General features: G+C 64.0%; 30 protein-coding genes. 16 read left to right on the top strand and 14 right to left on the bottom strand.

Annotation, left to right across the window (positions count from 1 at the left end):
* Window positions 1-7: 7 nt before the first annotated feature.
* The 5 genes from D0Y60_RS09335 to D0Y60_RS09315 are packed head-to-tail and all read right to left on the bottom strand — an operon-like array spanning window position 8 to window position 3,823.
* Window positions 8-385, bottom strand: a complete 378-nt coding sequence (locus tag D0Y60_RS09335) for a Na+/H+ antiporter subunit C (RefSeq protein ID WP_117369073.1) — start codon at window positions 383-385, stop codon at window positions 8-10.
* A complete protein-coding gene (locus D0Y60_RS09330; RefSeq protein WP_117369071.1) occupies window positions 385-804 on the bottom strand; it encodes a Na(+)/H(+) antiporter subunit B in 420 nt (139 codons plus the stop codon). Before D0Y60_RS09330 ends, D0Y60_RS09335 begins: the two co-directional genes overlap by 1 nt.
* On the bottom strand, window positions 801-3,131 hold the full coding sequence (locus D0Y60_RS09325; protein WP_199564134.1) for a putative monovalent cation/H+ antiporter subunit A: 2,331 nt from the start codon (window positions 3,129-3,131) through the stop codon (window positions 801-803). The genes D0Y60_RS09330 and D0Y60_RS09325 overlap by 4 nt, the downstream gene beginning before the upstream one ends.
* Window positions 3,132-3,179: 48 nt before the next feature.
* A complete protein-coding gene (locus D0Y60_RS09320; RefSeq protein ID WP_245409135.1) occupies window positions 3,180-3,575 on the bottom strand; it encodes a type II toxin-antitoxin system VapC family toxin in 396 nt (131 codons plus the stop codon).
* Window positions 3,572-3,823, bottom strand: coding sequence for a type II toxin-antitoxin system VapB family antitoxin (locus D0Y60_RS09315; RefSeq protein WP_117369711.1), 252 nt, complete (start codon window positions 3,821-3,823; stop codon window positions 3,572-3,574). The genes D0Y60_RS09320 and D0Y60_RS09315 overlap by 4 nt, the downstream gene beginning before the upstream one ends.
* A gap of 120 nt (window positions 3,824-3,943) precedes the next feature.
* On the opposite strand from D0Y60_RS09315, the gene msrB reads away from it, so the two are divergent.
* Window positions 3,944-4,351, top strand: coding sequence for a peptide-methionine (R)-S-oxide reductase MsrB (msrB, locus tag D0Y60_RS09310; RefSeq protein ID WP_117369070.1), 408 nt, complete (start codon window positions 3,944-3,946; stop codon window positions 4,349-4,351).
* Between the two features lie 12 nt (window positions 4,352-4,363).
* Here msrB and D0Y60_RS09305 read toward each other — a convergent pair whose 3' ends face one another.
* Window positions 4,364-4,864 carry a GNAT family N-acetyltransferase gene (locus D0Y60_RS09305; protein ID WP_117369068.1) on the bottom strand — a complete coding sequence of 167 codons (501 nt, stop codon included), beginning with the start codon at window positions 4,862-4,864 and terminating at the stop codon, window positions 4,364-4,366.
* Window positions 4,865-4,994: 130 nt separating this feature from the next.
* Here D0Y60_RS09305 and D0Y60_RS09300 point away from each other — a divergent pair, with 130 nt between their 5' ends.
* Entirely contained in the window at window positions 4,995-5,495 is a 501-nt protein-coding gene (locus tag D0Y60_RS09300) for a hypothetical protein (protein WP_147324515.1), read from the top strand.
* A gap of 4 nt (window positions 5,496-5,499) precedes the next feature.
* On the opposite strand, the gene D0Y60_RS09295 is transcribed toward D0Y60_RS09300, so the two are convergent.
* Both D0Y60_RS09295 and D0Y60_RS09290 read right to left on the bottom strand, forming a co-directional pair.
* A complete protein-coding gene (locus D0Y60_RS09295; protein ID WP_117369065.1) occupies window positions 5,500-6,165 on the bottom strand; it encodes a hemolysin III family protein in 666 nt (221 codons plus the stop codon).
* 101 nt (window positions 6,166-6,266) lie between these two features.
* Window positions 6,267-6,599 (bottom strand): TraR/DksA C4-type zinc finger protein, encoded by a 333-nt coding sequence (locus D0Y60_RS09290; protein WP_117369709.1) that lies wholly within the window; start codon window positions 6,597-6,599, stop codon window positions 6,267-6,269.
* Window positions 6,600-6,893: 294 nt separating this feature from the next.
* On the opposite strand from D0Y60_RS09290, the gene D0Y60_RS09285 reads away from it, so the two are divergent.
* Both D0Y60_RS09285 and D0Y60_RS09280 read left to right on the top strand, forming a co-directional pair.
* Entirely contained in the window at window positions 6,894-7,760 is an 867-nt protein-coding gene (locus D0Y60_RS09285; RefSeq protein WP_245409149.1) for a VOC family protein, read from the top strand.
* 129 nt (window positions 7,761-7,889) lie between these two features.
* Window positions 7,890-8,174: a GIY-YIG nuclease family protein gene (locus tag D0Y60_RS09280; RefSeq protein ID WP_117369063.1), complete on the top strand. Its 285-nt coding sequence runs from the start codon at window positions 7,890-7,892 to the stop codon at window positions 8,172-8,174.
* 182 nt (window positions 8,175-8,356) lie between these two features.
* On the opposite strand, the gene D0Y60_RS09275 is transcribed toward D0Y60_RS09280, so the two are convergent.
* Window positions 8,357-8,782, bottom strand: a complete 426-nt coding sequence (locus D0Y60_RS09275) for a DUF930 domain-containing protein (protein ID WP_117369061.1) — start codon at window positions 8,780-8,782, stop codon at window positions 8,357-8,359.
* 139 nt (window positions 8,783-8,921) lie between these two features.
* Here D0Y60_RS09275 and D0Y60_RS09270 point away from each other — a divergent pair, with 139 nt between their 5' ends.
* From D0Y60_RS09270 to D0Y60_RS09250, 5 genes are all read left to right on the top strand, one after another.
* The gene (locus D0Y60_RS09270) at window positions 8,922-10,049 is read left to right on the top strand and encodes an AI-2E family transporter (protein ID WP_158565440.1); all 1,128 of its coding nucleotides are present in this window, start codon (window positions 8,922-8,924) and stop codon (window positions 10,047-10,049) included.
* A 96-nt stretch (window positions 10,050-10,145) separates the two neighbouring features.
* Window positions 10,146-10,439, top strand: a complete 294-nt coding sequence (gene bigR, locus D0Y60_RS09265; RefSeq protein WP_245409148.1) for a sulfite-sensing transcriptional repressor BigR — start codon at window positions 10,146-10,148, stop codon at window positions 10,437-10,439.
* Window positions 10,436-10,843 (top strand): YeeE/YedE family protein, encoded by a 408-nt coding sequence (locus D0Y60_RS09260; protein ID WP_117369055.1) that lies wholly within the window; start codon window positions 10,436-10,438, stop codon window positions 10,841-10,843. The genes bigR and D0Y60_RS09260 overlap by 4 nt, the downstream gene beginning before the upstream one ends.
* Entirely contained in the window at window positions 10,840-11,295 is a 456-nt protein-coding gene (locus tag D0Y60_RS09255) for a DUF6691 family protein (protein ID WP_117369054.1), read from the top strand. The genes D0Y60_RS09260 and D0Y60_RS09255 overlap by 4 nt, the downstream gene beginning before the upstream one ends.
* 60 nt (window positions 11,296-11,355) lie before the next feature.
* A complete protein-coding gene (locus tag D0Y60_RS09250) occupies window positions 11,356-13,449 on the top strand; it encodes a S9 family peptidase (RefSeq protein WP_117369705.1) in 2,094 nt (697 codons plus the stop codon).
* Window positions 13,450-13,462: 13 nt separating this feature from the next.
* On the opposite strand, the gene D0Y60_RS09245 is transcribed toward D0Y60_RS09250, so the two are convergent.
* Both D0Y60_RS09245 and choX read right to left on the bottom strand, forming a co-directional pair.
* Entirely contained in the window at window positions 13,463-14,284 is an 822-nt protein-coding gene (locus tag D0Y60_RS09245) for an alpha/beta hydrolase (RefSeq protein ID WP_117369052.1), read from the bottom strand.
* The gene (choX, locus tag D0Y60_RS09240) at window positions 14,281-15,210 is read right to left on the bottom strand and encodes a choline ABC transporter substrate-binding protein (protein ID WP_117369050.1); all 930 of its coding nucleotides are present in this window, start codon (window positions 15,208-15,210) and stop codon (window positions 14,281-14,283) included. Before choX ends, D0Y60_RS09245 begins: the two co-directional genes overlap by 4 nt.
* Window positions 15,211-15,322: 112 nt before the next feature.
* Here choX and betI point away from each other — a divergent pair, with 112 nt between their 5' ends.
* Window positions 15,323-15,919, top strand: a complete 597-nt coding sequence (gene betI, locus D0Y60_RS09235; RefSeq protein WP_117369048.1) for a transcriptional regulator BetI — start codon at window positions 15,323-15,325, stop codon at window positions 15,917-15,919.
* A gap of 92 nt (window positions 15,920-16,011) precedes the next feature.
* On the opposite strand, the gene D0Y60_RS09230 is transcribed toward betI, so the two are convergent.
* Window positions 16,012-18,051: a caspase family protein gene (locus tag D0Y60_RS09230; RefSeq protein ID WP_158565438.1), complete on the bottom strand. Its 2,040-nt coding sequence runs from the start codon at window positions 18,049-18,051 to the stop codon at window positions 16,012-16,014.
* 244 nt (window positions 18,052-18,295) lie between these two features.
* On the opposite strand from D0Y60_RS09230, the gene D0Y60_RS09225 reads away from it, so the two are divergent.
* The 6 genes from D0Y60_RS09225 to D0Y60_RS09200 all read left to right on the top strand — a co-directional run bounded on the left by D0Y60_RS09225 (window position 18,296) and on the right by D0Y60_RS09200 (window position 25,350).
* On the top strand, window positions 18,296-19,438 hold the full coding sequence (locus tag D0Y60_RS09225) for a GNAT family N-acetyltransferase (RefSeq protein WP_117369043.1): 1,143 nt from the start codon (window positions 18,296-18,298) through the stop codon (window positions 19,436-19,438).
* 93 nt (window positions 19,439-19,531) lie between these two features.
* Entirely contained in the window at window positions 19,532-21,013 is a 1,482-nt protein-coding gene (locus tag D0Y60_RS09220; protein ID WP_117369041.1) for a protein adenylyltransferase SelO, read from the top strand.
* Window positions 21,014-21,160: 147 nt separating this feature from the next.
* Window positions 21,161-23,494, top strand: coding sequence for a glucose/quinate/shikimate family membrane-bound PQQ-dependent dehydrogenase (locus D0Y60_RS09215; protein WP_117369703.1), 2,334 nt, complete (start codon window positions 21,161-21,163; stop codon window positions 23,492-23,494).
* A gap of 70 nt (window positions 23,495-23,564) precedes the next feature.
* Window positions 23,565-24,011, top strand: coding sequence for a hypothetical protein (locus tag D0Y60_RS09210; protein WP_117369039.1), 447 nt, complete (start codon window positions 23,565-23,567; stop codon window positions 24,009-24,011).
* A gap of 227 nt (window positions 24,012-24,238) precedes the next feature.
* A complete protein-coding gene (locus D0Y60_RS09205) occupies window positions 24,239-24,739 on the top strand; it encodes a GNAT family N-acetyltransferase (RefSeq protein WP_117369037.1) in 501 nt (166 codons plus the stop codon).
* A gap of 26 nt (window positions 24,740-24,765) precedes the next feature.
* Window positions 24,766-25,350, top strand: coding sequence for a DJ-1/PfpI family protein (locus D0Y60_RS09200; RefSeq protein WP_117369035.1), 585 nt, complete (start codon window positions 24,766-24,768; stop codon window positions 25,348-25,350).
* Window positions 25,351-25,430: 80 nt separating this feature from the next.
* Here the strand turns inward: D0Y60_RS09200 and D0Y60_RS09195 are convergent, their stop codons facing one another.
* Window positions 25,431-25,904 (bottom strand): VOC family protein, encoded by a 474-nt coding sequence (locus D0Y60_RS09195; RefSeq protein ID WP_117369033.1) that lies wholly within the window; start codon window positions 25,902-25,904, stop codon window positions 25,431-25,433.
* A 110-nt stretch (window positions 25,905-26,014) separates the two neighbouring features.
* Window positions 26,015-26,923, bottom strand: a complete 909-nt coding sequence (locus D0Y60_RS09190) for a cytochrome c (protein ID WP_117369031.1) — start codon at window positions 26,921-26,923, stop codon at window positions 26,015-26,017.
* Window positions 26,924-26,945 lie beyond the last annotated feature (22 nt).

Below are 26,945 nucleotides of genomic sequence, written 5' to 3'. Positions count from 1 at the left end.
GTTCCTGTCAGTAGCCGGTCGGCGGCAGCGGATCGTCTTCCGGCTCCGCCAGACGCATCTCGTTGCCATTGTCGGTGCCGAGGTCCTGATAGGCGCGGTAGACCAGCACCAGCAGGAAGGCGAAGAAGGAGAAGGAAATGACGATGGCGGTGAGGATCAGCGCCTGCGGCAGCGGATTGGCCGTCAGCGTCGCCGGCACGTCATGGCCTTGGGGAATGATCGGCGGCACCTCGCGCAGGATGCGGCCATTGGTGAAGAGCAGGAGGTTCACGCCGTTGCCGAGCAGCACGACGCCGAGCAGCACGCGCACCAGGAATTTCGACAGCATCAGATAGACAGCGGCGGCGAAGAACAGGCCAATCAACAGGACGAAGGGAAACTCCATCAGACGTCGTCCCCCGCTTCCAGTGCCAGCGCAATCGAGGTGATCGCGCCGACGACGACGAGATAAACGCCGGTATCGAACAGCATCACGGAGGAGAGTGGGATCTCGACGCCGAGAACGACAGGGTAGACCCATAGCCCCGTCATGAACGGCACGCCGAAGGCCGCCGAGAGCAGGCCAGCAAGGCAAGCAATGAACAACCCGAAGGCCGAGATCGCCATCGGATGAAACCACAGCGCCCGGCGCACGGCGGCAATGCCATTGGCTATGCCGAAGATCGCCAGCGCCGAGACGGCGATCAGCCCGCCGATAAAGCCCCCGCCCGGCTCGTTATGGCCGCGCAGCAGCACGAAGATGGAAAACAGCGCCATCAGGGCGGTGAGGAAGGGCGCGACGGTGCGGAAGATGAGGGTGTTCACGCGCCGACCCTCCCCTTGCGGATGCGGATGATCGAGAGGATCGCGAGCCCCGTGACCATCACCACGGCGATTTCGCCGAGCGTGTCGGTGCCGCGGAAATCGACGATGATGACGTTCACCACATTGGCGCCATGCGCGATGGCCTTCGAATAGAGATTGAAGAAATCCGTCAGCGCGGTATCGAAGCGACCCTGCGTGACCTTCAGGAGATAGAGCGCGAAGCCGAGGCCGCAGGCGATGGCGATCACCGCATCGGGAATCTTTTCCCGCAGCGGCCGGTGGTCGCGCGGCGTGAGTTCCAGGCGTGTCATCACCAGAGCGAGGATGACGACGGAGAGCGTCTCGATCATGAACTGGGTGAAGGCGAGATCCGGCGCGCCGAACAGCAGGAAAAGCAAGGCGACGCAGAAACCCTGGATGCCGAGCGCGACGATGGCCGTCAGGCGGTTGCTGGCGGTCAGCACCGCGCCGATGCCGAGCACGGCGAGCAGCATCACCGCCAGTTCATGGAACGGCATGCCGGCCGGCCAGACCGGCAGGCGCGGCCATTCGCCATAAATCACCGGCGGCACCAGCAGCGCCAGCGCGATCACCGCGAAGGTGGCGGTCATGTAGATTTCCATGCGGCCGGGCTGGAGGAGCCGGCTGATGGCGGAGGCGGCGCGCACAAGGCCGGTCATCGCCTGATCGAAGCCGCGATCCGGCCCCCAGCCGATATCCTCGATCAGCCGGTTCGCCGCCTCCCGCGCGCGGTCCAGCATCAGGAAGACGCCGATGCCGAAGGCGACCGTCGCGATCGACAGGCCGAAGGCGAGGCTGAGATGCGGCATGGCGGAAATCGTAATGGTCTGCGGTGCGCCGGAGATGGCGGAGGCGAGCGGCGAGGTCAGCATGGCATGGGTCACGGCGGAGAACAGGCCGATGACGAGGCCCTTCACCGCCAGCAGCGTCGGACCGATCCAGAGAAGAGCGGGACCTTCATGAGCGTGTTTCGGCGTCTGCACGGGCGCGCCGAGGAAGGGTTTCAGCGCCACGGCGAAGGCGACCGCAAACATCAGGCCGTTGCCGATGACGGCGGCGGCCGTGAAGGCGATCTGGCGCAGGCTCCCGCCCGCCAGAGCTGTATAGACCTCCTCCTTGGCGAGGAAGCCGAAGAACGGCGGCAGGCCCCCCATCGAGAGTGCTGCGAGAAGGGCGGCGAGGAAGGTGACGGGCATGGCCCGCCGGAGGCCGCCGAGCTTCGTGATGTCGCGCGTGCCTGTCTCGTGATCGATCAGGCCAGCGACCATGAAGAGTGCGCCCTTGAACAGCGAATGGGCGACGAGATAGAGCGCGGCGGCGGCCAGCGCATGCTCCGAGCCGAAGCCCGTCAGCATGACGAGCAGGCCGAGCGACGCCACCGTCGTGTAAGCGAGCATCAGCTTGAGATCGGTCTGGCGGATGGCGAGCACGGCGCCGACGAGCAGCGTCAGCCCGCCGACAGCCGGCAGAATGGTTTCCCAGGCGGGCGTCTCGCCCATCACGGGATTGAGCCGCATCAGCAAATAGACGCCGGCCTTCACCATGGTCGCGGAATGAAGATAGGCCGAGACCGGTGTCGGCGCCTCCATGGCGTTCGGCAGCCAGAAATGGAACGGGAATTGCGCAGACTTGGTGAAAGCGCCGCCGAGCACGAGGAAGAGGATGGCGAGATAATAGGGGCTCGTGCGCAGTTCCGGCCCGAAGGACATCAGGAGCGAGAACTGGGTGACATCGGTGACATCCCACAGCAGAAGCAGGCCCGCCAGCAGGAACAGCCCGCCGCCGCCTGTGACGATCAGCGCTTGCAGCGCGGCGCGACGCGAGGCCTCGCGCGCATGGTCGAAGCCGATCAGCAGGAAGGAGGTGATCGAGGTCAGCTCCCAGAAGACGAAGAGCATCAAAAAGCTGTCGGATGCGACAAGGCCGAGCATCGAGCCCATGAACATCAGGATGAAGGAGAAGAACCGCCCCTGATGAACATGCCCCTTCAGATAGCCGCCGGCATAAAGCACGATCAGCGTGCCGATGCCGGAGATCAGCAGCAGGAAGGCGAGCGACAGGCCATCGATCAGCCAGGAGAAGCTGACATTGTAGGAGGGAACCCAGACATAACCGCCGGTGACGATCTCGCCGCCGGCGATTTTTCCGTTGAAGCCGAGGAAATGCAGGAAGACGGCGAAGGGGACGAGCGCCAGCGGCCAGGCGGCGCGATGGCCGAGAAGCCGCGTCAGCGCGGGCGCGATCAGCGCGCCGAGGAACGGCAGGCAGAAGGCGAGGAAGGTCAGGCCCATCGTGTCCGCTGTCATGCCCCTCCCCTCATGCGCGGGCTTCGCCCGTCGTTGTCTTAAAAGAAATCAGAGCGCCTTTTCTACGTCGGTCAAACCGAAATCACCACCCTTGAACAGCAAGGGCGCGGCGTTTTCACGCGCCAATGCATAGGAAAAGCAATCACCATAGTTCAAATGTGCGGCATGACCGGTGCCACGCCCGAAACGGCGGAAAGCATCGAAGGCGATCTCAACCTGCGCCGCCGTAACAGCCTCGATCCGGATATTTGCCCGCAGCAGAAAAGCATCGAGCGCGTTCACGCCGCCGCTGCCGTAACGGGCGAACAGCACCATCTTGGTTTCCAGCAAGCTCGCCGCGCTCATGATCCGTTCGGCGGTGCTTTCGATGGCTTCATTGAAGGCACGCCGCTCCGGTTCGTCCGTGAGGATGGCGACGAGCGCCGACGTGTCCAGCGCGATCATCGCGGCAAGCCGTTTTCGTCATAGCCGATGATGTCTTCCGGCGAGCGCGGATCGAGTACGGGCAGACTCGCGCAGTCGAGGGCGATCCGGTCCAGCAGGTCGGCAAGGCGTGGCGCATTGGCAACCTGAATGCGCGCCAGCCGCTCTTCAAGGGAGACCTTGACGGCCTGGGTCAGGCTCTCGCCCGTCGCCTCCGCGAGCTTGCGGGCAAGGATGTGCGCTTCATTGTCCTTGATGTTCAAAGGCATGGCTTCCTCCTTCTGCATCAATATGGAGGATAGGAGGAAACCGAGGCGCTTTCAAGCCACGCAGAGCCGATTGTCTTCCCCCGCCCCACATCCTATTTATGGTTCCAACAGGAGGACGTCATGAGCGATACGACGACGTTGAAGGTCAACAAGACCAAGGAAGAGTGGCGGGCAATACTGACGCCGGAGCAGTTCCGCATCACGCGCGAACACGGCACGGAGCGCGCTTTCTCCAGCCCGGATTTCGATCTTTCCAAAAAAGGCACCTACCGTTGCATCTGTTGCAACGCGCCGCTTTATCGGTCGGAGACGAAGTTCAATTCCGGGACCGGCTGGCCGAGTTTCTACCAGCCCATAGCGCCGGATGCCGTCACGAACCATTCGGATTATTCCTACGGCATGACGCGCACTGAAATCCGCTGTACGGATTGCGATGCCCATCTCGGCCACGTCTTTCCCGATGGCCCGCCGCCGACGGGCCTGCGCTATTGCATGAACGGCGTTGCGCTGAGCTTCGATCCGGACTGACCGTCCGGCTCGTTACTTGGAGAGCTTCAGCTCCATGCAGGCCAGATCCAGCCAGCGGCCGAACTTGATGCCGACCTCGCTGAAGCGGCCGACCATGCGGAAGCCCATCTGCTCATGCAGTTTGATCGAGGCGGCGTTCTCCGCCTCGATACAGCCGACCATGACATGAACGCCGTTGAAGGTGGCGCGCTCGATAAGCGCCTTCATCAGCTTGCGGCCGCTTCCGGTGCGGCGCACGTCACCGCGCACATAGACGGAATGCTCCACCGTGTGGCGAAAACCGTCGAAAGCGCGCCAGTCGCCATAGGAGGCATAGCCGATCACCTGCTTGCCGCGCACCGCGACGAGGATGGGAAAACCGCGCTCGCGGCGGGCGGCAAACCAGGCCTTGCGATTGTCGAGATCGACCACCGCCTCGTTCCAGATCGCCGTGGTGTTGGCGACGGCATCGTTGTAGATGTCGAGAATGCCGGGGAGATCCGCTTCCACGGCGTCGCGTATCGTTATGTCCATGGTGGTTCCCCCCACTTGTTTGCCTTCGCTTACAGGAGGAGCGGGAAACCTGTCCAGTCATGTGTTGTCATGGCCGATGAAACCGCGATGCTGGACCGTCATGAAAGCACAGGCATTTAAGGGGTTTTTCGTGCAGCGTTTGATTTTTTGCTTTTTCCTTCTCCTCCCGACCCTCGCCTTCGCGGCCGGCTGGGAGCCCTATGTCAACGGCCGCTTCGGCTATGCCGTAGAGATCCCGCCGGGTTTTGCGCTGTCCAGCGAGGCCGACAACGGCGATGGCCGCACCTATGCGAATAGTGGCGCGACGCTGGCCGTCTGGGGCCACTATCTCGCGGCCGGCCCCTTCGAGCTCGACGTCGCCAACCGGCGCGCGACCTACAAGCAGGAGGGCTGGGATTTGAGCTACGACCGGCAGAAGGCCGGCTGGGCGAGCCTGTCCGGCACGCGCGGCGACCGCATCCTCTATCACCGCACCATCCGGCTCTGCGACGATGCCGTGGCGTCCTTCGTGCTGGAATATCCGGTATCGATGAAAGCGGAAATCTCGCCTTTCGTCGGCAAGCTGGTAAAATCCCTGCATCCGGCGGAAGGCTGCACGACCGCGCAGGGCGCCGCCCCCGCCGCGCAATAATTGTTCAGGCGCCAGGACCGGCCATCACCACGCTGGTGACGACGGCGGAATAATGAACGGCGGCGGCGGCCACGACGAAGCCGTGCCAGATGGCGTTCTGGAAGCGCAGCTTTTCCCAGACATGGAAGATAACGCCGACGGAATAGAGCACGCCGCCGGCGACGATCAGCACCAGCGTGGCGATCGGCAGATGCGTGGCGAGCGGGCCGGCGGCAAAGACGCCGCTCCAGCCCATGGCGAGATAGATGAGGATCGCCAGCCGGTCATAACGGCCGGGAAACAGAAATTTCAGCGCCACGCCCGCCGCCGCCATTACCCAGATGAAGACCAGCATGCCGGCGAGCAGCGGATCGTCCATGCCCCGTTGCAGGAAGGGCGTGTAGGTGGCGGCGATCAGGACGAAGATCGCCGAATGGTCGAAGCGGCGCAGATGCCACTTCACCCGCGACACCGGCCACAGATTGTAGGCGAAGGACGTGGCGAGCGCCACGACGAGGCCGACGCCATAGACCCACGCGGCCGCCAACTGCCCGCTCGTCGCCCAGACCGTCGCGTAGAAGATCAGCGCCGTGACGCCGATCAGCGCGAAGACCACGCCGACACCGTGCACGATGCCATCGGCGATCACTTCCGACCGGTCATAGGTCCACTTGACGCCCTTGATTTCCACGTTGGCCTGCCCTGTTTTGTCCGTCAGGCTAAGGTGGCGCGTTTGCCATTCTGAAACAAGGCCTTCGGTGCCATCGGCGGATCACGAAAGGTTGCCGTTTCTTACGCCTGCGCGATGCAGTCCTCGCACAGGGCGGCATGCGGCACAGCGGCGAGACGCGCCGGCGCGATGGGGTTGCCGCACTTGGCGCAGGTGCCGAAGGTGCCGGCCGCGACACGATCCAGAGCCGCCTCGATGGCCTTCAACTCCTTGAGACCGGTCGAGCCGAACTCCTCCAGCACCTCGTCATTCTCGCGCTCGATGGCCCGGTCGGCGCTGTCACCACTCTTCAGCGTGTCGAGATCGGTCTCGATCCTGTTCAGGCGACGGTAGAGCTCGCGCTTGCGGGTGAGAAGAATGTCCTTGTAGCCAGCCAGATCCGTCACGATTGCCATCTCCCTTGTTGGAAAGCCTGAGACGAAAATGGCACCGGCATTGTCAAACGGCATTGATCGGAATCAAGCTTGCCGGCGCGCATCGTCAACACTACATTGACAGTAAATCGCCGAAACGTCGTCTTTCGTGAACGCTGTGCTTCCGCCATATTCACCCCAACACAGCGGTTTCCGAGGGAAACCGATCACAGGATGGATATCATGACGGACCTCGACAGACGCACGTTCCTCGGCGCAGCCGCCGCCGGCATCGCCGTCGCCAAGGCCGGCCCCACGCACGCGGAGACCGCCCCCATGACTGATGCAACCACCAAGACCCACGCCGTCGACATGCCGGCTTTCGTCGATCACTCGCACCTCACGGTCGTCGACCTGCCCATGACCTCGGCCTTCTACCAGAAGGTCATGGGTCTCAGCGTGCTCGACACCTCCGCCTCCGGCGAGACGCTCGGCGTCGCCGGCCGGCCGCTCCTGACGCTGACGACGGGCAGCAATGCCGCCCGCGCGCCGCGCAATGCGCCCGGCCTCTTCCACACCGCCTTCCTCGTGCCCAATCGTAAGGAACTCGGCCGCTGGCTGGCGCATGCCGCACACAACAATGTCCAGCTCACCGGCGCGTCCGATCACCTCGTCAGCGAGGCGATCTATCTCGACGACCCCGAGGGCAACGGCATCGAGATCTACCGTGACCGCGACCGGTCCGAATGGACCTATGTGCCCGACGGCACCGTGAAGATGGCGACTAACCGGCTCGATTTGCAGGCGCTTTACGACGAGGCCCCGAAGGACGGCTGGACGCATCAGGAAAACGGCACGGTCATCGGCCATATCCACCTGCAGGTCTCCGACATTCCGGAAGCCAACGCCTTCTTCAACGGCGTGCTGGGCCTGGACATCATGACGACCTATCCGGGCGCCAGCTTCTTCGCCACCGGCAAGTATCACCACCACGTCGCGGCCAATGTCTGGAATTCTCGCGGCCAGCCGAAGCGCCAGACCGGCATGACCGGCCTTGCCGACTACACGATCCGCTTCAACGACAAGGCCAAGCTGGACGCAGCCGTCGCCAAGCTGGACGAGCTTGCGCTGCCCACCACCCGCTCGGGCGACACGGTCTCGCTGGTCGATCCCTGGGGGATCGGGCTGAAGCTTTCGGCGTGACGTTCAGAAACGGCGCGTGAAGACGCGCCGTTTTTATTTGGCGATGGTGTTTCCGCAAGCTGAGGCACCCACCCCTCCTCCGTCATCCTCGGGCTTGACCCGAGGATCCACGCCACGCACTCTGCGCGCATGGCGGGATACGTCTATATCGTCACCAACCAAAAGCACGGCACGCTCTACATCGGGGTAACCTCCGATCTGGAGCGGCGTATCTACGAGCATCGGGAAGGCGTGACGAAGGGCTTTACCTCGGCCTATGGCTGCACGCGCCTCGTCTGGTACGAGGAGCACGACAGCATTGGCACCGCCATCCAGCGGGAGAAGTCGTTGAAGCGCTGGTATCGGCAGTGGAAGATCGATCTCATCGAGACGATCAATCCCGAGTGGCGGGACCTGTATCCGGAGCTTTGGTGAGGGTGTGCCGTGTCGCGTGGATCCTCGGGTCAAGCCCGAGGATGACGAAGGAAAGGGAGGCGCGCACGGCCATCCGTCTATAGCAGAGGCTCACAGAAGGCTGAGGCTGACAAGAGGCGGGAGCTTAGAACGCTCCATCTACCGGCGCACTGCGCCCATTCGCTCAGTCGCACAAATCACGCTCAATCATACAAATAATGCGCCGCCCAGTCCTCGTGCGGCACCTGGTCGCCGATCTTGTATTTGAAGGCGTTGACCTCCAGGCGGTCGGGGCTGGCTTCGCATTTGTAGGACAGGCGGTACCATTCGCCCTTGCTGCGGAAGACGGCGCCCTTGGTCTTGAAGGTGGTGCCGTCGAGCTTCGGATCGCCGAAGGCGTAGGCGATCACCTTGTCGGGGCGGAAGCCATCCCTGGCTGCGCCGATCTTGTCCATCGCCTCCATGTCGCAGCGCTGCTCCAGCCGCTCGTCCGGGGCCAGTTTCTCCAGCTGGCCGCGGATACGGGCGTCGATGGAGAAGGCGGGTGTTGCCAGCGTCAAGGCGCAGAAGGCGGTCAAAAGCCCGGTTAGCTGCCGTTTCAAAGGTGTGGCTCCTCTTCGTGCCGTCATTTGCGACGTCTTAATTCGGGGTTAACGCGCAATATGTCGATTTGAAGACACCCCGCAACCCACCTGCGGTTTCAACGGCAGATGCTGATGGAACTTCATAACTTTCCGCGCGTTCATGCTGGGAATTGGGGAACACACCATGCATGACATGTCGGCAAAGCCGGCCGAACGGCGTCTCCTGCGCGCTGGCCTCGACCTCGAAAAGGATCTTGTGGAAGACGCGCCACGCCGTCGTGGGCTCGATCTGGCGAGCAGTTGGGCGGTCATCGGCATCTTCTTCATCATGGCCATGGGCGTCGTCTATCTGATGGCGCCGATCCTCATTCCATTGTGTCTCGCCGTCGTTACCGGCCTTATCTTCGGCGTCGCTGCAGAGAAGTTGAACGAGTTCGGTATTCCGCCCCTACCCACCGCCCTGCTTCTGGCCGGGGCCTTCGGCACAGGCCTCTTCCTTGTCGCGGGCGTCTTGGCCGATCCCATCACCCAGCTCGCCTCCAATGCGCCGGACTTGGTGCGCGGTGCCTATGACCGTATCACGCCGATATTCTCGCGCCTCGGCTGGCTCAGCATCCGCCCCGAAACTTTCCAGTCCGGCCAAATGTCCATGGACAAGGTGCTGGAAAATACCGGCAGCATCCTGAGCATCGTCTCGGCAAGCCTGACGCCGGCGCTGCTGCAGGGCATGATCTTCTTTGCCGCACTCGTGCTTTTCCTGTCCGCGCGGCTGAAGCTGCGACAGATGATCATCATGGGTTTTCCGCGCCGCAGCCAGCGCCTCACCACCATCCGCATCATGAACGCTATCGACAGCGCGCTCGGCTATTATTTCGCGACCGCAGCCCTGGTCTATTGCGGTCTCGGCGTCGTCACCACGCTCATCACCTGGGGCGGCGGGCTCGCCATGCCGGCGCTGTGGGGGCTGTTTGCCTTTATCTCCAGCTTCGTGCCCTTCCTCGGCGTGACGCTGATGACGATCGCGCTCGCCACCGCCGGCCTGCTCACGCACGAAACGATCATGATGGGCCTGTTGCCGGCGCTTGCCTTCTTCGTGGTGCACCTCGCCATGGAAAACCTCGTCATGCCGGCCGTGATGGGCAAACGGATGGAGGTCAATGCCTTCATCATCTTCACCGCCATCATCTTCTGGACCTGGATGTGGGGGGCCGCCGGCGCCATGCTGGCGCTTCCGCTCACGATCATCGGCATGACCATCGCCGACGAACTGCGGCCCGCCAAGCGCAAGGCGAAGCGCACCTTGCCAGGCTAAACGGCTTGCATGTGAACATTATACATTCTATGAAAATGTATAATGTTCATACCGGAGCCGATCTTGACCTCTCCTCAATCCGGAACCGCGGAAGCGATGGCCGCTCAGGCGGCCGAGGTCGCGGGCCTTTTGAAGACGCTCGCTCATCCGGCCCGGCTCATGCTGGTCTGCACGCTCATCGAAGGGGAACATTCCGTCGGCGCGCTGGAGGCGGCGCTCGGCCTGCGCCAGCCCAGCCTGTCGCAGCAGCTCAACGTGCTGCGCGAAGCCCGCATCGTGGAGACGCGGCGTGACGGCAAACAGATCTTTTACCGCCTGACCGGGGAGAAGGCCGCCCAGCTCGTTGCCGCCCTGCATGGCATTTTCTGCGCGGAGCCTGCCACGGCATGACCTATCTTCCCTCACTCATCGGCGGCATGTTGATAGGCCTCTCTGCCTTTCTGCTGCTCGCCCTCAACGGCCGCGTCGCCGGAATCAGCGGCATCGTCGGCCGCCTGGCGCAGGGCGCGAATATCGCGATCAATGCAAGCTTCGTCGCCGGCCTGCTCGCCGGCCCCCTGCTCTATCGCCTGTTTGCCGGTGGCTGGCCGGCGATGATCGTTACCACGCCGTTGCCGCTCATCGCCGTTGCCGGCCTGCTCGTGGGCTTTGGCACGCGCATGGGCTCGGGCTGTACCAGCGGCCACGGCGTCGTCGGCCTCGCCCGGCTGTCGCCCCGCGCCTTCGCCGCCGTCGCGAGTTTTCTCATCGCCGGCATTCTCGTCGTGACCATTTTGAGAGGTTTCGGCCTGTGACCCGTTCCGCCCCGCAAATGCTCGCCGCGTTGGTCTCCGGCGCCGTCTTCGGCCTCGGCCTTGCCCTCTCCGGCATGCTCGATCCCGCCCGCGTGCAAGGCTTTCTGGACATCACGGGCGCGTGGGATCCGAGCCTTGCCTTCGTGCTCGGCGGCGCTGTCGGCGTGATGTTTCTCGGACTGCGGCTGATCGCCCGCTTCAAACGCCCGGCTTTCGACGACAGGTTCCATCTGCCGGATAACCGCGTGATCGACCGGCGGCTGGTGCTCGGCTCGGCGCTTTTCGGCATCGGCTGGGGCATCGGCGGCTTCTGCCCCGGTCCGGGCATTGCCGGCCTGTCGCTCGGCCGCATCGAACCGCTGCTCTTCGTCGTCTTCATGCTCGCCGGTATGATCCTGCATGACCAGGTCTTCCTTCGCCGCGCCGGCAGAGGAGACAACCTTACGGCTTGATGCGGACGGCCGGGCTCTCTATCTCTGCTATCCCGCCTAGCGATTTCCCGGAGTGACATGTTGCCCGTCTTCAAGAACCTGCCCGCCGCCCCCGTCGCCGCCAAGAAGCCGGTGGAAGACACCCGTCACGGCATCACCCGCACCGACGACTATGCCTGGTTCCGCGACGAGAACTGGCAGGCGATGTTCAAGGATCCCTCGATCCTCCAGCCGGAAATCCGCACGCATCTGGAGGCGGAAAACGCCTATATGAGCGCGGCGATGGCCGATACGGAGGCCTTGCAGAAGACGTTGTTTGCCGAGATGCGTGGCCGCATCAAGGAGGATGACAGCTCCGTGCCTGTCAAGGACGGCGCGTACGCTTACGGCACAGCCTATGTCACCGGCGGCGAGCAGCCGCGCTATTTCCGCGAGCCGCGCGACGGCGGCGAGCGCGTCGTCCTGCTCGACGGCGACAAGGAAGCGGCAGGCAAGGACTATTTCCGCCTCGCCGGCATCGACCATTCCACCGATCATTCCGTCGGCATCTGGGGCTATGACGACAAGGGTTCCGAATATTTCACATTGAAGGTGCGTGATCTCGCTACCGGCGAGGACCGCCACGACACGCTCGTCAACACGGGCGGCGACGGCGTCTGGGCGCCGGATGCAAAGAGCTTCTTCTATACCGCGCTCGACGAGAACCACCGACCCTCGAAGATTTTTCACCACATCCTCGGCGAGCGGCAGGAAAACGACCGGCTGGTCTATGAGGAGAAGGATGCGGGTTTCTTCATGTCGGTCGGCGGCTCGCTGATCGACGACTTCATCTACATCGACATCCATGACCACGAGACGAGCGAATACCGCCTGCTCTCGACCAAGGATCTTTTGGCCAATCCAATCCTCGTCGCACCGCGCCAGACGGGCCTCGAATATTCGATGACGGAGGGCGGCGACGTCTTCTACATCCTGACCAATGCCGACGGCGCCAAGGACTTCAAGATCATGCAGACGCCGGTCACGGCGCCGGGCCGCGAGAACTGGGTGGATGTCGTGCTGCACCGCGCCGGCACCCTCATCCTCAACCACATGGCCTTTGCCCGCCATCTCGTCTGGCTGGAGCGTCACGAGGGCCTGCCGCGCATCATCGTACGCGACCGCGAGAGCGGCGAGGAACACGCCATCGCCTTTGCCGAGGAGGCCTATTCGCTCGGCCTGTCGGGGGCTGCGGAATACGACACCGACGTCATCCGCTTCTCCTATTCCTCAATGACGACGCCCTCGCAGCTCTTCGACTACAACATGGCGACGCGCGAGCGCACCCTCCTGAAGACGCAGGAAGTGCCCTCGGGCCATAACCCCGACGACTACGTCACCCGCCGCGTCTTCGCGCCGGCCTGGGATGGCGAAAAGGTACCCGTCACCCTGCTCTATCGCAAAGACACGCCGCTCGACGGCTCCGCGCCCTGCCTGCTCTACGGCTACGGTGCCTATGGCATCACCATCCCGGCGTCCTTCAACACCAATTGCCTGTCGCTGGTCGACCGCGGCTTCGTCTATGCCATCGCCCATATCCGCGGCGGCAAGGACAAGGGTTTCGCCTGGTACGAAAACGGCAAGATGGAAAAGAAGACCAACACCTTCAAGGACTTCATCGCCGCGGCCGATTATCTGAATCAAGAAAAGTTCACGTCCTACGCGAACATCGTAGCCGAGGGCGGCTCAGCCGGCGGCATGCTGATGGGGGCGATCGCCAATATGGCGCCGGAAAAGTTCGGCGGCATCATCGCCGCCGTGCCCTTCGTCGATGTGCTGAACACCATGCTCGACGACACGCTGCCGCTGACGCCGCCGGAATGGCCGGAATGGGGCAACCCCATCGACAGCAAGGATTTTTATCAGCTGATGGCGAGCTACTCGCCCTATGACAATGTCGAGGCAAAACCCTATCCCGCCATCCTTGCGCTGTCGGGCCTGACCGACCCGCGCGTCACCTATTGGGAACCGACCAAGTGGGTGGCCAAGCTGCGCGAGAAGACCACGAGCACCGAGCCGATCCTCCTCAAGACCAATATGGGCGCCGGCCACGGCGGCGCCTCCGGCCGCTTCCAGCGCCTCGAGGAAATCGCCTTCGAATACGCCTTCGCGATCAAGGTGGCGGGGAAGATGTAAGCGAGGCCGGCCTTTAGCCGGCGCTCTTCTTTAGAAAAGCGAGCAAGGCGTCCGCCACACGGGCGGGCGCCTCCCAATGCGGATTGTGGCTGTGGCCGGCGAGGATTTCCGTCGCGGCCTTGGGGAAAGCCGCCCGCAGGGCTGCCCGGTGCGGCTCGTCAAAAAGTGCGTCCTCATCACCCGCCAGAAGCAGGACCGGCGCATCGACCCGCTCTGCCGCCTGCCGCAAATCGGCGATTTCGATCATCGCGTAGAGCGCCTGCCAGACGGCGGCCGGAATGGCCGCCGCCTCCTGAGCGATCCACGCCATGAAGCCCGCATCGACCGGCTGCGCGCATTGGTGCCACTCGCGCAGGAACGGGCTCTGCGGGTCGATGGGATCGACAAGCGCCCGGATCTCCGCACCGAGCGTCGTTGCCGCGAGCAGACCCGATTGAAGACTGCCGCAAAGGCTGGCGAACGCGGTGACGCGCGCGCCGTGCCGGGCCGCCAGCACGAGCGCCGTCATGGCCCCCATCGAATGGCCGATGACGGCGAAGCGCTCGATGCCCAAAGCATCCACCAGCCGGATGATGTCGTCGACGAACGCTTCGAGCGTGGCCCGCGGCAAGGCAGTGGAAAGGCCGTGCCCCGGCAGGTCCGGCATTACCAGCCGGTGCCCCGCAAGGAATGGCTCGATCAGCGACCAGCTCCGGCTGCTGTCGGTATAACCGTGCAGCAGGAACAGCGGCATCCTCCCCTCGCCATTGTCGATATAGGCAAGGCGCCGGCTGTCACCGGTCGTCAGGAAGCGCTTCCGACCGTTCCAGCCGTTCTGATCAACCCTTTCCGTCACAGGCCAAGCGCCTTGCGGACGGCCGCAAGCCCCGGTTCGCCATCGACGGTCGTCACGCCGGCCAGCCAGGCGTCGAGCCGCTTCGGATCCTCGCCGATGGCCTTGCGGCCGGCATCCTCGGGTGCCAGGCCATCGTTCATCAGGTAGCCCATGCCCTTGTTCTCGAAGTCAATGTCGAAGGCGAGGTTCTTCAGCAGCTGACCGACATTCGGGCATTCCTCGAGATAACCCTTGCGAACCTGCGTGGAGACGGTCGCGGCGCCGAAATCCGGCCCGTAGAACTTGTCGCCCCCCGTCAGGTAGCGGATGTCGAAGGCCGTATTCATCGGGTGCGGCGCCCAGCCCTGGAAGACGAAGAAGGTTTTCATGTCTATATGGCGCGCCAGTTCGGCCAGCATGCCCTGCTCGCTCGATTCCACGACCTCCCAGCCGTCGAGACCGAGCGAGGCATCGGCGATGGCGTCCAGCATGAGTTGGTTGGAGCCGGGTTCGATACCGTACATCTTCTTCTCGAATTGGTCGGCATGGCTCTTGAGATCGGCAAAGTCCTTGACCCCGGCCTCCCAGACATAGGCGGGAACCGCGAAGGTGTATTTCGCACCCGCCAGGTTCTGCTTCACCGTCTCGACGGAGCCGTCCGTCTCATAGGGCGCAAAATAGGTCTTCATCGCCGGGTCCCAGTAACCGAGGAAGACGTCGAGATCCTTGTTCTTGAGGCTGAGATAGATGACGTCGATGCCGAGCAGGTCGCTCTGCGTCTCGTAGCCGAGCGCATGCAGCAGCGATTGCGCCACGCCCGTGGTGAAGGCGAGATCGTTCCAGCCCGGCTCGGCGAGCCGAACCTTGCGGCAGCTCTCCTGTTCCGCCGCCTCGGCGGCCCCGATCATCAGAAAACAGGCTGTGGCGCAGGCAATGGCGCGTTTCATCGACGTTCCCCTTTTTGAACCTTGTCCATTCAGTTTGTAAATTGACCAATGGGACAATTCTTGAACTTGTCGGGAAAAATGTCAATCTCCCGAAACACCAACGGGAATCATCATGGCGGGAAAGCTCACCAAGCTGGTCGATATCAGGCGCAAGGAATTGCGGCAGGCAGCCTTCGAAGTGCTGCAACGCGAGGGCATGGCCGGTGCGACGCTGGAAAAGGTCGCGACTCATGCCGGCGCCTCCAAGGGCATCGTGCTGCACTATTTCCGAAACAAGCAGGAGCTGTTCGAGCAGGCGATGCGCGAGGCGAACGCCAATCTGCGCGACGCCGTCGCAGAGCGGCTGCGCCAGGCGAAGACGCCGCGCGAGCGGCTCGCCGCCATCATCGAGGGGAACTTCGACGAACGTTTCTACCAGCCATCCATCGCCCATGCCTGGCTATCGCTGTGCGGCGAGGTGCCGCGCGAGCCGCAGCTTGCCCGCATCCAGGCCGTCATCCACGCCCGTATGCACTCCAACCTTCTGTCCGCCCTCAAGCCGATGCTATCGGATGAAGAGGCCCGACAGACGGCCCATCTGATCAGCGCGCTGATCGACGGCCTGTGGCTGCGCCTCGGTCTGCATTCCGGCGGCATCCTGCGCGACGAGGCACTTGCCCTGATGCGCGATTTCATCGACCGGCGCCTACCGGCCGAGACGGGTGGCTGACTCCAGACATAACCGCCCGTGGATAAAGAAAGGCCGGCGCCACGTTCGCGCCGGCCTTCGAGTTTCCGATCAGGGGTCGTTTCTGACCGGGATCAGCGGAAGGCCCCGGCGCAGGCCTGCAGGTCGTTCAGCATGGCGGTGGAGCCCTTCAGGCTGGTGCTGATGTCGCCGATGCGCAGGCGGCTGCCGTGTTTCAAGGCCTCGATGACGGAGCGGTCGCTGCCGAGATCGTAGGCGATCTCCTGGCGGCCATAGGCCTTGCCCCTGACATCGTAGCCCTTGCCGTCGTCGATCCAGTATTTCGCATCGCTCGCATAGCTGTCGGCATAGTCGTAGGCCGCGTCCTGGAAGCCGAAGGTCACGTGGCCGTCGTCGTACCAGCGGAAGGCGGCCGTGCGGTCGCCATCGCCGCGGCGGATGGCGCGGCAGTTCAGGAAGCGGCGGTCGCTGCCGAAATCGGCGACGATGTCCCAGCCGCCGACCGAGCGCGAGGCGCGGTACGGATCGGCATCCGAACCATAACCGTCGTCGTGGCTCGTGCCGTTGCCGTTGTCGGCATAGGCGTCGGTCTTGGTCTCGTGGCTCGCCTGGCTGCTCGAATGATCGTTCGACGCATGTTCGTCGACCGGGAAATCGCGCAGCAGGTCGCGGTAGCGGTCGTAATAGCCGAGGCGGCGCACGTCGACAAATTCCAGCTCGTAATCCTCCAGCGAGCGCACGCTGTTGTCGCGGAAGCGCACGAGGCCGCGGAAGCGCAGGCAGCCGTCGCCGCAATCGATCTCGTCGACATATTCGCGGGCATTGTCGTCGGGTGTTTTCACCGCCACGCCGAAGCCGTGGCGGCGCTCGTCGTTGATCGCGCGGAACATCAGCGATTGCGCGTAACCGTGGCGATCCTCATCGAAATAATCGTAGATCGACCGCTCCTCACTCGGGCTCAGGTCATCCTGCGTCGCGACATGGATCCGGCGCTCGGGAATGCTCGCCGAGGTGATGATGTTGCGCAACCGCTCATGCGAATAGACCGTCGTGAAATAGGAGATGTACTCGCAGCTTTCCGGCGGTGCCCAGAAGCGGAAATCGACGAGAAGGAGCTGGCCGTCCTTATAGAGATCGCCGAGCCGCCGGTCGCTGTCGTTGAAAGAGAAGCGGCCGCAGGGATCATGCTGATCGTTGGAGAAGGTCAGGTAGGGCAGATTGCCCGTGTCCTCGTGCGTGTTCTCGAAGCGTTTTCCCAGCAGGTCGATCTTGCGCTGGGCGATATAAGAGAAAATGCCCTGCGGATAGCGGCTGAGATAGCGGTCATAGGCCTCGCGGCTGTCGGAAAGCGAGGCGAATTCGTAGAAGGCGATCTCGGCCTCGTCGACTTTCTCGTCCTTGGGGCTCAGCGCGAACTTGCCGTAATCGGCATCGCTCTGCCAGATTTCCTGCTTGCCCTTGCTGCGCTCCTTGACGATCTCGCCGACCTTGCGGAAGGCATCCTCCAGCGCGATGCCGGGAATGCTGATCGCATCGACGAAGGCCGAGGCGAAAGGGCTGATCGGCGTGCCCTCGTAGTCGTAGCTCGTGCCGGGGGCCGACGCATAGGCATAGTGGATGCCGGTGCCGCCCTTCGGCTCGGCAAGGCCGTCGGGGATGTCGCGCAGCGTCAGGAACGGGTTTTCATGGGCGGCGTCGAACAGCACGACCTTCAGGCCCTTGCCGATCTCGCGAAGCGCATCGCTGACCTGCGAGACGGGCAGCGAGCGGTTCCGAAGCCCCGTCAGGGTGCGGCCGGAGGCATCGGTCGGCAGCAGGAAATTGTCACCGTCGAGCTGCACCGCATAGCCGGAGAAATAGACGAAGAGCACCGGATCCTCGGCCTTTTCGGCCCGGCGCGTGAAATTGTTCAGCGCCGAGAGCATGGCGAGGTTGTCGGCATCGGTGACGCGGGTGACGTCGAAATCCGCCCGCTCCAGCGCCTCGCCGACGAGGTCGATATCGTTCAGCGGGTTTTCCAGCGGCTCGGCGTCCTCATATTCGGCATTGCCGATGAGGAGCGCATAGCGCTCTGCGGCGAAGGCTGCCGGGGCAGCGAGGAGAAGAAGACAGCCGGCGAGCGCCGAAATCATGCGATAAACACTGCGCTGCACGTTATCCTCCCTCCGGGAAACGACCCATATCCAGCCCTGCCGACCGGACACACGCATGGCATGCTGAAGAAGGGAACGGACGAAACCGCCCGCTTATTCAGCTGCTTATTGAGCGCTTCATGAAATTCCATCTTTCGCCGACGGGCAAGGCCAGGTGCGAGGACAAAAGCGGGAAGGCTGTGCCGGGAAAGGTTTTGTTGAGGCGGCGCTGATAGCGTCGCGCGCAGAACCGAATGGAAGCGCCATGACCCTTCTGACGCGCCCCGAGCCCCGCGAGGCCGGCATTGAGCACCGCGTGCTCCGCGACAGCACCGCCATGGCCGGTGCGGCGGCGGCCTGGCGCGATCTTGAGGCCCGCACCGGCGATCCCCTCACCTATTTCCAGAGTGCCGACTGGTGTCTGAAATGGATCGCGGTCTTTGGCAGCCCGAAATGCCGGCCGCAGGTGCACACGTTCTGGCAGGACGGGCGGCTCGTCGCCGTCTGGCCGCTGATGCTCTCCGGCGGTCTCATCAAGCGGCTGGAGCCGCTCGGCGCGCCGCACGGCCAATATGCCAATCTGCTGGTCGATCCGGTCCATGGCGAGACCGCGACGCGCTGGCTGCTCGCCGGTCTTGCCGGTCACGACCTGATGGTGCTCGACGGCGTGCCGGATGGTTCCGCGCTCGCTGCACTGCTTGGCGAAACGCCGCCGCTGCCCTCGCTTGCCAACAGCGCCGCCATGCTGGATCTCTCGGCCTTCGCCACGCCGGAGGCCTATGCCGCCGAACTCAGCAAGACGCAGCGCCGCAACCGAAACCGGCGGCGCAACGCGCTTGCCCGCGAAGGCGCGCTTTCCTTCGTCATGTTGTTTCCCGACGATGCCGGTTTTGCCGAGGGTGTCGCGACCTGCCTGGCGCACAAGCGCCAATGGCTGCACGAGACCGGCCGGCGCGGCACCGGGCTTGCTTTTGAAGGCTTCGACCGCTTCCTCGCCTCGCTTTCCGGCGATCGCAAAACACTGTCCGGTGCCTGTCTTTCCATTCTGAAGGCCGGCGACCGGCTGATCGCCGGTGAAATCGGCTTCCTGCACCATGGCCACTACCACGCCTATCTCGGCGCCTTCGACTGGGCGCTGCGCGAAGCGTCGCCCGGCAAGGTGCAGATGGACATGACGGTCTGCTGGCTGATCGAAAACGGCGTGAAAACCTACGACCTGCTCGGCAACCCCGCAGATTACAAGGAAAACTGGAGCAACCGCACGCTCGGCCTCCAGACCTACGCCCTGCCCGCCAGCCTTGCCGGACGGGCCTATGCCGGCCTCTGGACCGCGCGGCTGCGCCCCGGTCTCAAGCGGCTCTATTACGGCCTGCCCTTCCGGCTGCGCCGGCTCGCCAAGGCCGGCTAAAGCCTCGGCCGTTCCTTATGATCGCGTGACGAGCCTTTCGTTTCGGCCGGCAAGACCCTATCTCTAGGGGCACACCAGCAGGAGCCGACGATCATGAGCGCCGCGACGATACCTTTCGACAACAGCTATGCGCGCCTGCCGGACGCCTTCTTTGCTCCGGTCGACCCAACGCCCGTGGAGGCGCCTCAGCTGATCGCGTTCAACCGGGTGCTGGCCGAGCAGCTTGGCCTCGATGCGGAAATGCTTGAACGGCATGGCGCCGGCTATTTCTCCGGCAATGTGGCGCTGCCCGGCTCGCTGCCGCTCGCCATGGCCTATGCCGGCCACCAGTTCGGCCAGTTCGTGCCGCGGCTCGGCGACGGGCGGGCGATCCTGATCGGCGAGGTCGTCGACCGCGCCGGCAAACGCCGCGACATCCAGCTGAAAGGTGCGGGGCCGACGCCCTATTCGCGCCGCGGCGATGGGCGCGCCGCACTCGGGCCGGTGCTGCGCGAATATATCATCAGCGAGGCGATGCATGCGCTCGGCATTCCGACGACGCGGGCGCTGGCCGCCGTTACCACCGGCCAGCCGGTCTATCGCGACCGCGTGCTGCCGGGCGCCGTCTTCACGCGCGTCGCCGCCAGTCACATCCGCGTCGGCACCTTCCAGTTCTTTGCCGCCCGCGGTGAAGTCGAGAACCTAAGCATCCTCGCCGACCATGTCATCGAGCGTCACTATCCGGAACTGAAGGGCGCCGAACGGCCTTATCTCGCGCTGCTCGACGCCGTGGCGGACCGGCAGGCGTCGCTGATCGCACGCTGGCTCGGCGTCGGCTTCATCCATGGCGTGATGAACACCGACAATATGACGATCTCTGGCGAGACGATCGATTTCGGCCCCTGCGCCTTCATGGACCGCTACGACCCGCGCACCGTCTTTTCCTCCATCGACCAGCACGGACGCTATGCCTTCGGCAACCAGCCCGGCATCGGGCAGTGGAACATTGCGCGCCTCGCCGAGGCGCTGCTGCCGATCCTCGATGACGACGAGGACAAGGCGCTGGAAGCGGCGAATGCGGCCGTCGGTCGCTTCATGGATCGCTTCCAGGCGCATTGGAAGACCGTGATCCGCGCCAAGCTGGGCCTTGCTGATGCGGAGCGCGACAGCGATCAGGACCTGATCCGCGACCTGCTCGTCACGCTTTACGAACAGAAGGCCGACTATACGCTAGCCTTCCGCCGGCTTGCCGATGCAACCGAGGATGAGAGCGCAGATGCCGCGCTCGGTGCCTTGCTGGAAGACCCGACAGCGCTCGGCCCTTGGCTTGCGGCGTGGCGCGAAAGGCTGTCGCAGGATACGGCGACGCCTCAGGCCCGCGCGGCGGCGATGCGCAGGGTCAATCCCGCCTTCATTCCGCGCAACCACAAGGTCGAGGAAGCGCTGGGGGCGGCGATCGACGATGGTGATTTCTCGCTTTTTGCGGCGCTGAACGACGTGCTTTCAAGGCCTTACGAGGACCAGCCGGCCTTTGCCGCCTATGCCGAACCGCCCAAACCCGGCGAGGAAATCACGGCCACATTCTGCGGCACCTGAAACGCATTCATAGCATCGCAGCCATGCAAAATCGCGGAGCTCCGCGCATTGAAGCGTCACGGTTCCGCCCTAATTTCTCCTTCGTCCCTCCTTGAGCCGGACGTCATGTCGGCCCCTCTCCGCGCCGACATTGCCACGGAGACCATCATGTTACTTTCACTCACTGCCACGCTCGTCGCCCTTATCGGTCTGGTGCTGACGGGCGGGGGCGGATGGCTGTTGTCGCTCGGCGGCAGCCCTTATTATCTCGTTACGGGCCTTGCCTTCCTGGTCACGGCCATCCTGCTGTTCCGCCGCTCCAGCGCGGCGCTCTGGCTTTATGCCCTCATCGTGCTCGGTTCGCTCGGCTGGGCGGTCTGGGAAGTCGGCTTCGACTGGTGGCAGCTCGGCCCGCGCGGCGGCGTCATTGTGCTCATCGGCCTGTGGCTGATGCTGCCGGCCATTCGCCGGCCGCTCGGCTTTGCCAGCCCCACCGGCACGCGCTACCCGGCATCGGCCCTGCCGCTCGCGGTCGCCTCGCTCGTCGCGATCGTCGTCGCCGGTTACTCGATGACGCAAGACCCGCACGACCTCTCCGGCGCGCTGCCGACGGATGTCGTAAACGCCACGCCCGTGCTCGGCGGCAACGTGCCGGCTGGCGAATGGCACCAGTACGGCCGCACGCAATACGGCCAGCGCTATTCGCCGCTCGACCAGATCAACACGGACAACGTTTCTACCCTGAAGGTCGCCTGGCAATACCAGACCGGCGACGTGAAGAAGCCCGACGATGTCGGCGAAACCACCTATCAGGTGACGCCGCTCAAGGTGGGCGACACACTCTACATGTGCACGCCGCACAATTGGGCCATCGCGCTCGATGCGGCGACCGGCAAGGAGAAATGGAAATACGATTCCAACTCCGGCATGAACCCGGATCGCCAGCACCAGACCTGCCGCGGCGTGACCTATTACGCCGACCCGGCTGCCGCTGCCGGCACGGCCTGCGCCGCCCGCCTCTACCTGCCGACCTCCGATGCCCGGCTGATCGCGCTCGACGCCGCCACCGGCGACGTCTGCACGACCTTCGCCGAAAACGGCGTGCTGCATCTGGAAAAGGGCATGCCCTACAATCCGGCAGGCTACTATTACTCCACCTCGCCGCCCGTCATCACCGACGGAAAGATCATCATCGGCGGCGCGGTCAACGACAACTATTCGACGCAGGAGCAGTCCGGCGTCATCCGCGCCTTCGACGTCAATTCCGGCCAGCTGATCTGGAACTGGGATTCCGGCAATCCGGACAGCACCACGCCGCTGCCGGAAGGCCAGGTCTATACTGTCAACTCGCCGAATTCCTGGTCGGTCTTCAGCTATGACGAAGCGCTTGGCCTGGTCTTCATCCCGCTCGGCAACCAGGTGCCGGACCAGCTCGGCATGGGCCGCAGCGAGCATGTCGAGAAGTTCTCCTCCTCGATCGTCGCGCTCGACATCAAGACCGGCGCCCTGCGCTGGGTGCGTCAGACCGTGCACCATGACCTCTGGGACATGGACGTGCCGGCCCAGCCAGCCTTGATCGACATCACGAAGGATGGCACGACCATTCCGGCTCTCGTCGGGCCGACCAAGCAAGGTGATATCTACGTGCTCGACCGGCGCACCGGCGAGCCGATCATCCCCGTCAAGGAGATACCGGCACCGACCGGGGCAATCCCGGAAGACTTCACCGCGCCCACCCAGCCGATCTCCGACCTCACCTTCTCGCCGCCGCCGCTGACGGAAAAGAACATGTGGGGCGTCACCATGTTCGATCAGCTCGCCTGCCGCATCGATTTCCTGTCGATGAAATACGAGGGCCGCTATACGCCGCCGTCGCTGGAAGGCACGATCGTCTATCCCGGCAATTTCGGCACCTTCAACTGGGGTTCCGTGGCGGTCGATCCGGAACGGCAGATCATGTTCGGCATGCCGACCTATCTCGCCTTCACCTCGCGGCTGGTGCCGCGCGATCAGGTGCCGCCGAAGGGTCAGGACGAGAAGGGTTCCGAACAGGGCCTCAACCGCAATGACGGCGCGCCCTATGGCGTCTTCATGGGTCCGTTCCTCGGCCCGCTCGGCATTCCCTGTCAGGCGCCGCCATGGGGCTATGTCGCAGGTGCCGATCTCGCCACCGGCAAGACCGCCTGGAAGCACAAGAACGGCACGGTCATGGACATGACGCCACTGCCGTTGCCCTTCAAGGTCGGCGTGCCCGGCATCGGCGGCCCGATGCTCACCAAGGGCGGCGTCGCTTTCCTGGGAGCTGCCGTGGATAACTATATCCGCGCCTATGACGTGACGACCGGCCGCCAGCTTTGGGAAGGCCGCCTTCCCGCCGGCGGACAGGCCACCCCGATGACTTACACGGCCGGCGACAAGCAGTATGTGCTGATCGTCGCCGGGGGCCATGGCTCCGTCGGTACCAAGCCCGGCGACTACGTGATCGCCTATACGCTGCCGTAGCGACGACAAGTCTCGCAAAAGCTGCAACCGCTAAAGGTCTCCCTGAACATTTTTCAGGGAGACCTTTTCCATGAAGATCGATGGCAGCCTTATTTCAGCCTACGCGACGACCAAGCGCACGACCAGCGACAGCGGAGCCTATGCTGGCGCGGAAGCCGGCGCGGCCTCCCGCAACATCCCGACCGTCAGCGCCGCCGGCACCATGCCGTCCGGCCTCGCCAATGCGCTGTGGCTCACCAATGCCAAGCTCGACAAAGCGCAGGAGGAGAGCGACAGCCTGATCGCCGAATTCATGGAACTGTCCAAGATGACGCCGGCCGAGCGCCTGCGGAAGGAAATCCTCGACCGCATGGGCCTCGACGAAACGAGCCTCGCCGCCTTGCCCGACGAGCAGCGCGAGGCGATCGAGGAGGATATCCGCCGCGCCATCAAGGAACAGCTCGGCATCGACGAAACCCAACATGCCGGCGCCGTGGAAGGGCAAGCCACCGCCGGACCGGAGGAAGCGGAGGTCTGACCGCCCTCCGCTTCATCTCCCCTCCTCATTTCTGCGGTCGCGATTAAACCGATTGACAATCGCCGCGAAACGGAGAATATCGCGACCATGATCGAGAGCTCGCACATCGCCGCAACGTATTTTTGGCTGTTCCGATAGGAGCGGCTGTTTGATCATGTCAACAAGCCGCCATCAGGCGGCTTTGTTGTTTTAAGGGCACCTGATGGCAGAAAACCAAGGAGCCCGAAATGCACAATACAGCCATCAAGCTTGAACCCGCCGCCCTCGACCGGCCACCGATGCTGACCATCCGCGCGGCGCGTCAAGGCGATCTCCAGCAGATCCTCGACATGATCGCGCTGCACGCCGAATGCCATGGCAACACCGCAAAAGTTTCCGCCGTCGATCTGGACCGCGACCTGTTCGGCGCCAATCCCTGGATCACTGCGCTCGTGGCTGAAGCCGGCGGCCGGCTGATCGGCTATGCGCTGCTTGTGCCGATGTACCGCGCCGCCGAGGGCATGCGCGGCATGGAGCTGCACCAGCTCTTCGTGCGCAAGGACCATCGCGGCCACGGCATCGGCCGCCATCTCGTGTCCCGCGCCCGCGAACATGCCCGCATCGCCGGCTGCGGCTATCTCACCGTCAGCGCCGCCACGGGCAATTTCGGCGCGCACCGTTTCTACGAGCAAATGAATTTCCGCGCCGGTCCCGTCACCGGCATGCGTTACGTACAGGCCTTGGGTTAAAGGCGGCACGCGAGGAGGATACCGACATGACGAAGCGACTGGCTATCGTGCTGACCGCGGGGTATGCCGACTGGGAATGCGGGCTCCTGATGGCGACTGCGCGCAACGAATGCGGCGCCGAAACGGTCATCCTCACCCCCGGCGGCAGGGACGTCACCTCGCTCGGCGGCGTACAGGTCAAATCTGCCGGTGCGGCGGAGGATGCCGATCCCGCCCTCTTTGACGTGCTGGTTTTGTGCGGCGGCACGATCTGGCAGAGTGATGACGTGCCCGACCTCTCGGCTCCGGTCGGGCGCTTCATCGCGGCGGGCAAACCCGTTGCCGGCATCTGCGACGCCACACTGGCACTCGGCCGCCTCGGCCTGCTCGATACACGCGCCCATACCGGCAACTATGCCAGCCAGCTCAAGGACGTCGTGCCGGCGTATCGGGGCGCCGCCCTCTACCGCGATCAGCCGCAGGCCGTGCGCGACGGTGGTGTCATCACCGCTTCGGGTGCCGCACCGGTGACATTCGCGCGGGAAATCCTCGATGCCATCGGGCTCGGCTCGGCAGAACTTTTCGACTATCTCGGCATGTATGGCGACGAGCATCGCGGGGCGACTGGCTGAGGCACCCCGCAAGCAGTATTTAAGACCCGGCATCTCCGCCCCCAAGGCAGGGCGGAGCCGGCGGCACGGATCAAGCCCGCTCAGCCGCGGCGCGCGGCCTCGATTGCGGCGACGTCGATCTTCTTCATCTTCATCATGGCGTCGAAAGCGCGCTTGGCCTCGCCGCCGCCGGCCTTCATGGCGTCCATGAGGACGCGCGGGGTGATCTGCCAGGAGAGGCCCCACTTGTCCTTGCACCAGCCGCATTCGCTTTCCTGGCCGCCATTGCCGACGATCGCATCCCAATAGCGATCGGTCTCGGCCTGGTCTTCGGTCGAGATCTGGAAGGAGAACGATTCGTTGTGCTTGAACATCGGGCCGCCGTTCAGGCCGACGCAGGCAACGCCGGCGACCGTGAATTCGACGACGAGGACCTCGCCCTGCTTACCATCAGGGTAATCGCCGGGGGCGCGCACGATGGCGCCAATAGCACTGTCCGGAAAGGTTTTGGCATAAAAGCGGGCGGCCTCCTCGGCATCCTTGTCGAACCACAGGCAAATCGTGTTCTTGGCCATTGCAACATCCTTTCGTTCCGGTTTCAGATCGTCGGCGACGATCCCGTGCCTTGAAGACGCAGGCGCCGACGCCGATCCGACATCAGGTCGAAAAAATTCTGCGCGTGCGGTCAATGCGCGGGAATGGCCTTCAGATAGGCCGCGATCGCCTCACGGTCCTCCTTGGGCAGCTGGGCCATGTTCTTCTGCACCGAGACCATCGCGCCGCCGACGCTGTCGAAATCGGGGGTGAAGCCGGTCTCGAGATAGTTGACGATATCGCCCGCACTCCAGCCGCCGAAGCCGCCCTCGGCCGGCGTGATGTTGGGGATGCGCCCCTCGCCTTCCGGGTTCGGCCCGCCGGCGAGCCATTGGTCGACCTTCAGGCCGCCCAGCACGTCACGCGGCGTGTGGCATTCGCCGCAATGGCCGGGACCTTCGACGAGATACTGGCCATGTCTGACCACCTCATCGGCACTGGCGAGCGTCACGCGCGGGGCGTCGTTGAGATAGAGGAACTTCCAACCGCCGAGCGACAGCCGGATGTTGAAGGGGAACGGCAGGTCGTGTTCGGGTGCGACATTCGCGCTCTTCGGCAGGGTCTTCAGGTAACCGTAGAGATCGCCGACATCCTTCACCGTCATGCGCGCATAGGAGGCGTAGGGAAAGGACGGGTAGAGATGCTCGCCGTTTTTACCCGTGCCGCGCTTCATGGCGTCGCCGAATTGGGCGAGCGTCCAGGCGCCGATGCCGGCGGTCTCGTCGGGAGAGATATTGGGAGCGTAGAAGGTGCCGAAGGGGCTCTTCAGCGCCAGGCCGCCGGTCAGCACGGTTTTCTGGTCGTCGGCCGCGCCCGGTGCGGCGTGACAGCTGGAACAGCCGCCGGCATGGAAGATGCGCTCGCCATTCGCCAGATCCGGTTCGCCGGCAGCAAGCCAGGTTTCCGCCGGCAGGCGCTCAGGCTTGGTGATGAACAGGAACGCGCCGGCGCCGATCGCGCCCAGCACGACGATGCCGCCGATGAGTTTCTTGAGAGCCATGCGCCGTTTCCTCTCGCTGATC

This window comes from Shinella sp. WSJ-2, assembly GCF_003432075.1.
In the GTDB taxonomy this organism is placed as follows: domain Bacteria; phylum Pseudomonadota; class Alphaproteobacteria; order Rhizobiales; family Rhizobiaceae; genus Shinella.
This window is presented reverse-complemented; position numbering and strand designations above follow the sequence as displayed.

Bases quoted from the DNA above. Each gene is read 5' to 3' on its own strand.
- D0Y60_RS09280 (WP_117369063.1), top strand. From the start codon at position 7,890: ATGGCGGGATACGTCTATATCGTCACCAACCAAAAGCACGGCACGCTC.
- D0Y60_RS09315 (WP_117369711.1), bottom strand. From the start codon at position 3,823: ATGCCTTTGAACATCAAGGACAATGAAGCGCACATCCTTGCCCGCAAG.
- D0Y60_RS09195 (WP_117369033.1), bottom strand. From the start codon at position 25,904: ATGGCCAAGAACACGATTTGCCTGTGGTTCGACAAGGATGCCGAGGAG.
- D0Y60_RS09275 (WP_117369061.1), bottom strand. From the start codon at position 8,782: ATGACGGCACGAAGAGGAGCCACACCTTTGAAACGGCAGCTAACCGGG.
- D0Y60_RS09305 (WP_117369068.1), bottom strand. From the start codon at position 4,864: ATGGACATAACGATACGCGACGCCGTGGAAGCGGATCTCCCCGGCATT.
- D0Y60_RS09270 (WP_158565440.1), top strand. From the start codon at position 8,922: ATGCATGACATGTCGGCAAAGCCGGCCGAACGGCGTCTCCTGCGCGCT.
- D0Y60_RS09290 (WP_117369709.1), bottom strand. From the start codon at position 6,599: ATGGCAATCGTGACGGATCTGGCTGGCTACAAGGACATTCTTCTCACC.
- betI (WP_117369048.1), top strand. From the start codon at position 15,323: ATGGCGGGAAAGCTCACCAAGCTGGTCGATATCAGGCGCAAGGAATTG.
- D0Y60_RS09335 (WP_117369073.1), bottom strand. From the start codon at position 385: ATGGAGTTTCCCTTCGTCCTGTTGATTGGCCTGTTCTTCGCCGCCGCT.
- choX (WP_117369050.1), bottom strand. From the start codon at position 15,210: ATGAAACGCGCCATTGCCTGCGCCACAGCCTGTTTTCTGATGATCGGG.
- bigR (WP_245409148.1), top strand. From the start codon at position 10,146: ATGGCCGCTCAGGCGGCCGAGGTCGCGGGCCTTTTGAAGACGCTCGCT.
- D0Y60_RS09215 (WP_117369703.1), top strand. From the start codon at position 21,161: ATGTTACTTTCACTCACTGCCACGCTCGTCGCCCTTATCGGTCTGGTG.
- D0Y60_RS09205 (WP_117369037.1), top strand. From the start codon at position 24,239: ATGCACAATACAGCCATCAAGCTTGAACCCGCCGCCCTCGACCGGCCA.
- D0Y60_RS09210 (WP_117369039.1), top strand. From the start codon at position 23,565: ATGAAGATCGATGGCAGCCTTATTTCAGCCTACGCGACGACCAAGCGC.
- D0Y60_RS09260 (WP_117369055.1), top strand. From the start codon at position 10,436: ATGACCTATCTTCCCTCACTCATCGGCGGCATGTTGATAGGCCTCTCT.
- D0Y60_RS09320 (WP_245409135.1), bottom strand. From the start codon at position 3,575: ATGATCGCGCTGGACACGTCGGCGCTCGTCGCCATCCTCACGGACGAA.
- D0Y60_RS09220 (WP_117369041.1), top strand. From the start codon at position 19,532: ATGAGCGCCGCGACGATACCTTTCGACAACAGCTATGCGCGCCTGCCG.
- D0Y60_RS09225 (WP_117369043.1), top strand. From the start codon at position 18,296: ATGACCCTTCTGACGCGCCCCGAGCCCCGCGAGGCCGGCATTGAGCAC.
- D0Y60_RS09325 (WP_199564134.1), bottom strand. From the start codon at position 3,131: ATGACAGCGGACACGATGGGCCTGACCTTCCTCGCCTTCTGCCTGCCG.
- msrB (WP_117369070.1), top strand. From the start codon at position 3,944: ATGAGCGATACGACGACGTTGAAGGTCAACAAGACCAAGGAAGAGTGG.
- D0Y60_RS09285 (WP_245409149.1), top strand. From the start codon at position 6,894: ATGACTGATGCAACCACCAAGACCCACGCCGTCGACATGCCGGCTTTC.
- D0Y60_RS09200 (WP_117369035.1), top strand. From the start codon at position 24,766: ATGACGAAGCGACTGGCTATCGTGCTGACCGCGGGGTATGCCGACTGG.
- D0Y60_RS09190 (WP_117369031.1), bottom strand. From the start codon at position 26,923: ATGGCTCTCAAGAAACTCATCGGCGGCATCGTCGTGCTGGGCGCGATC.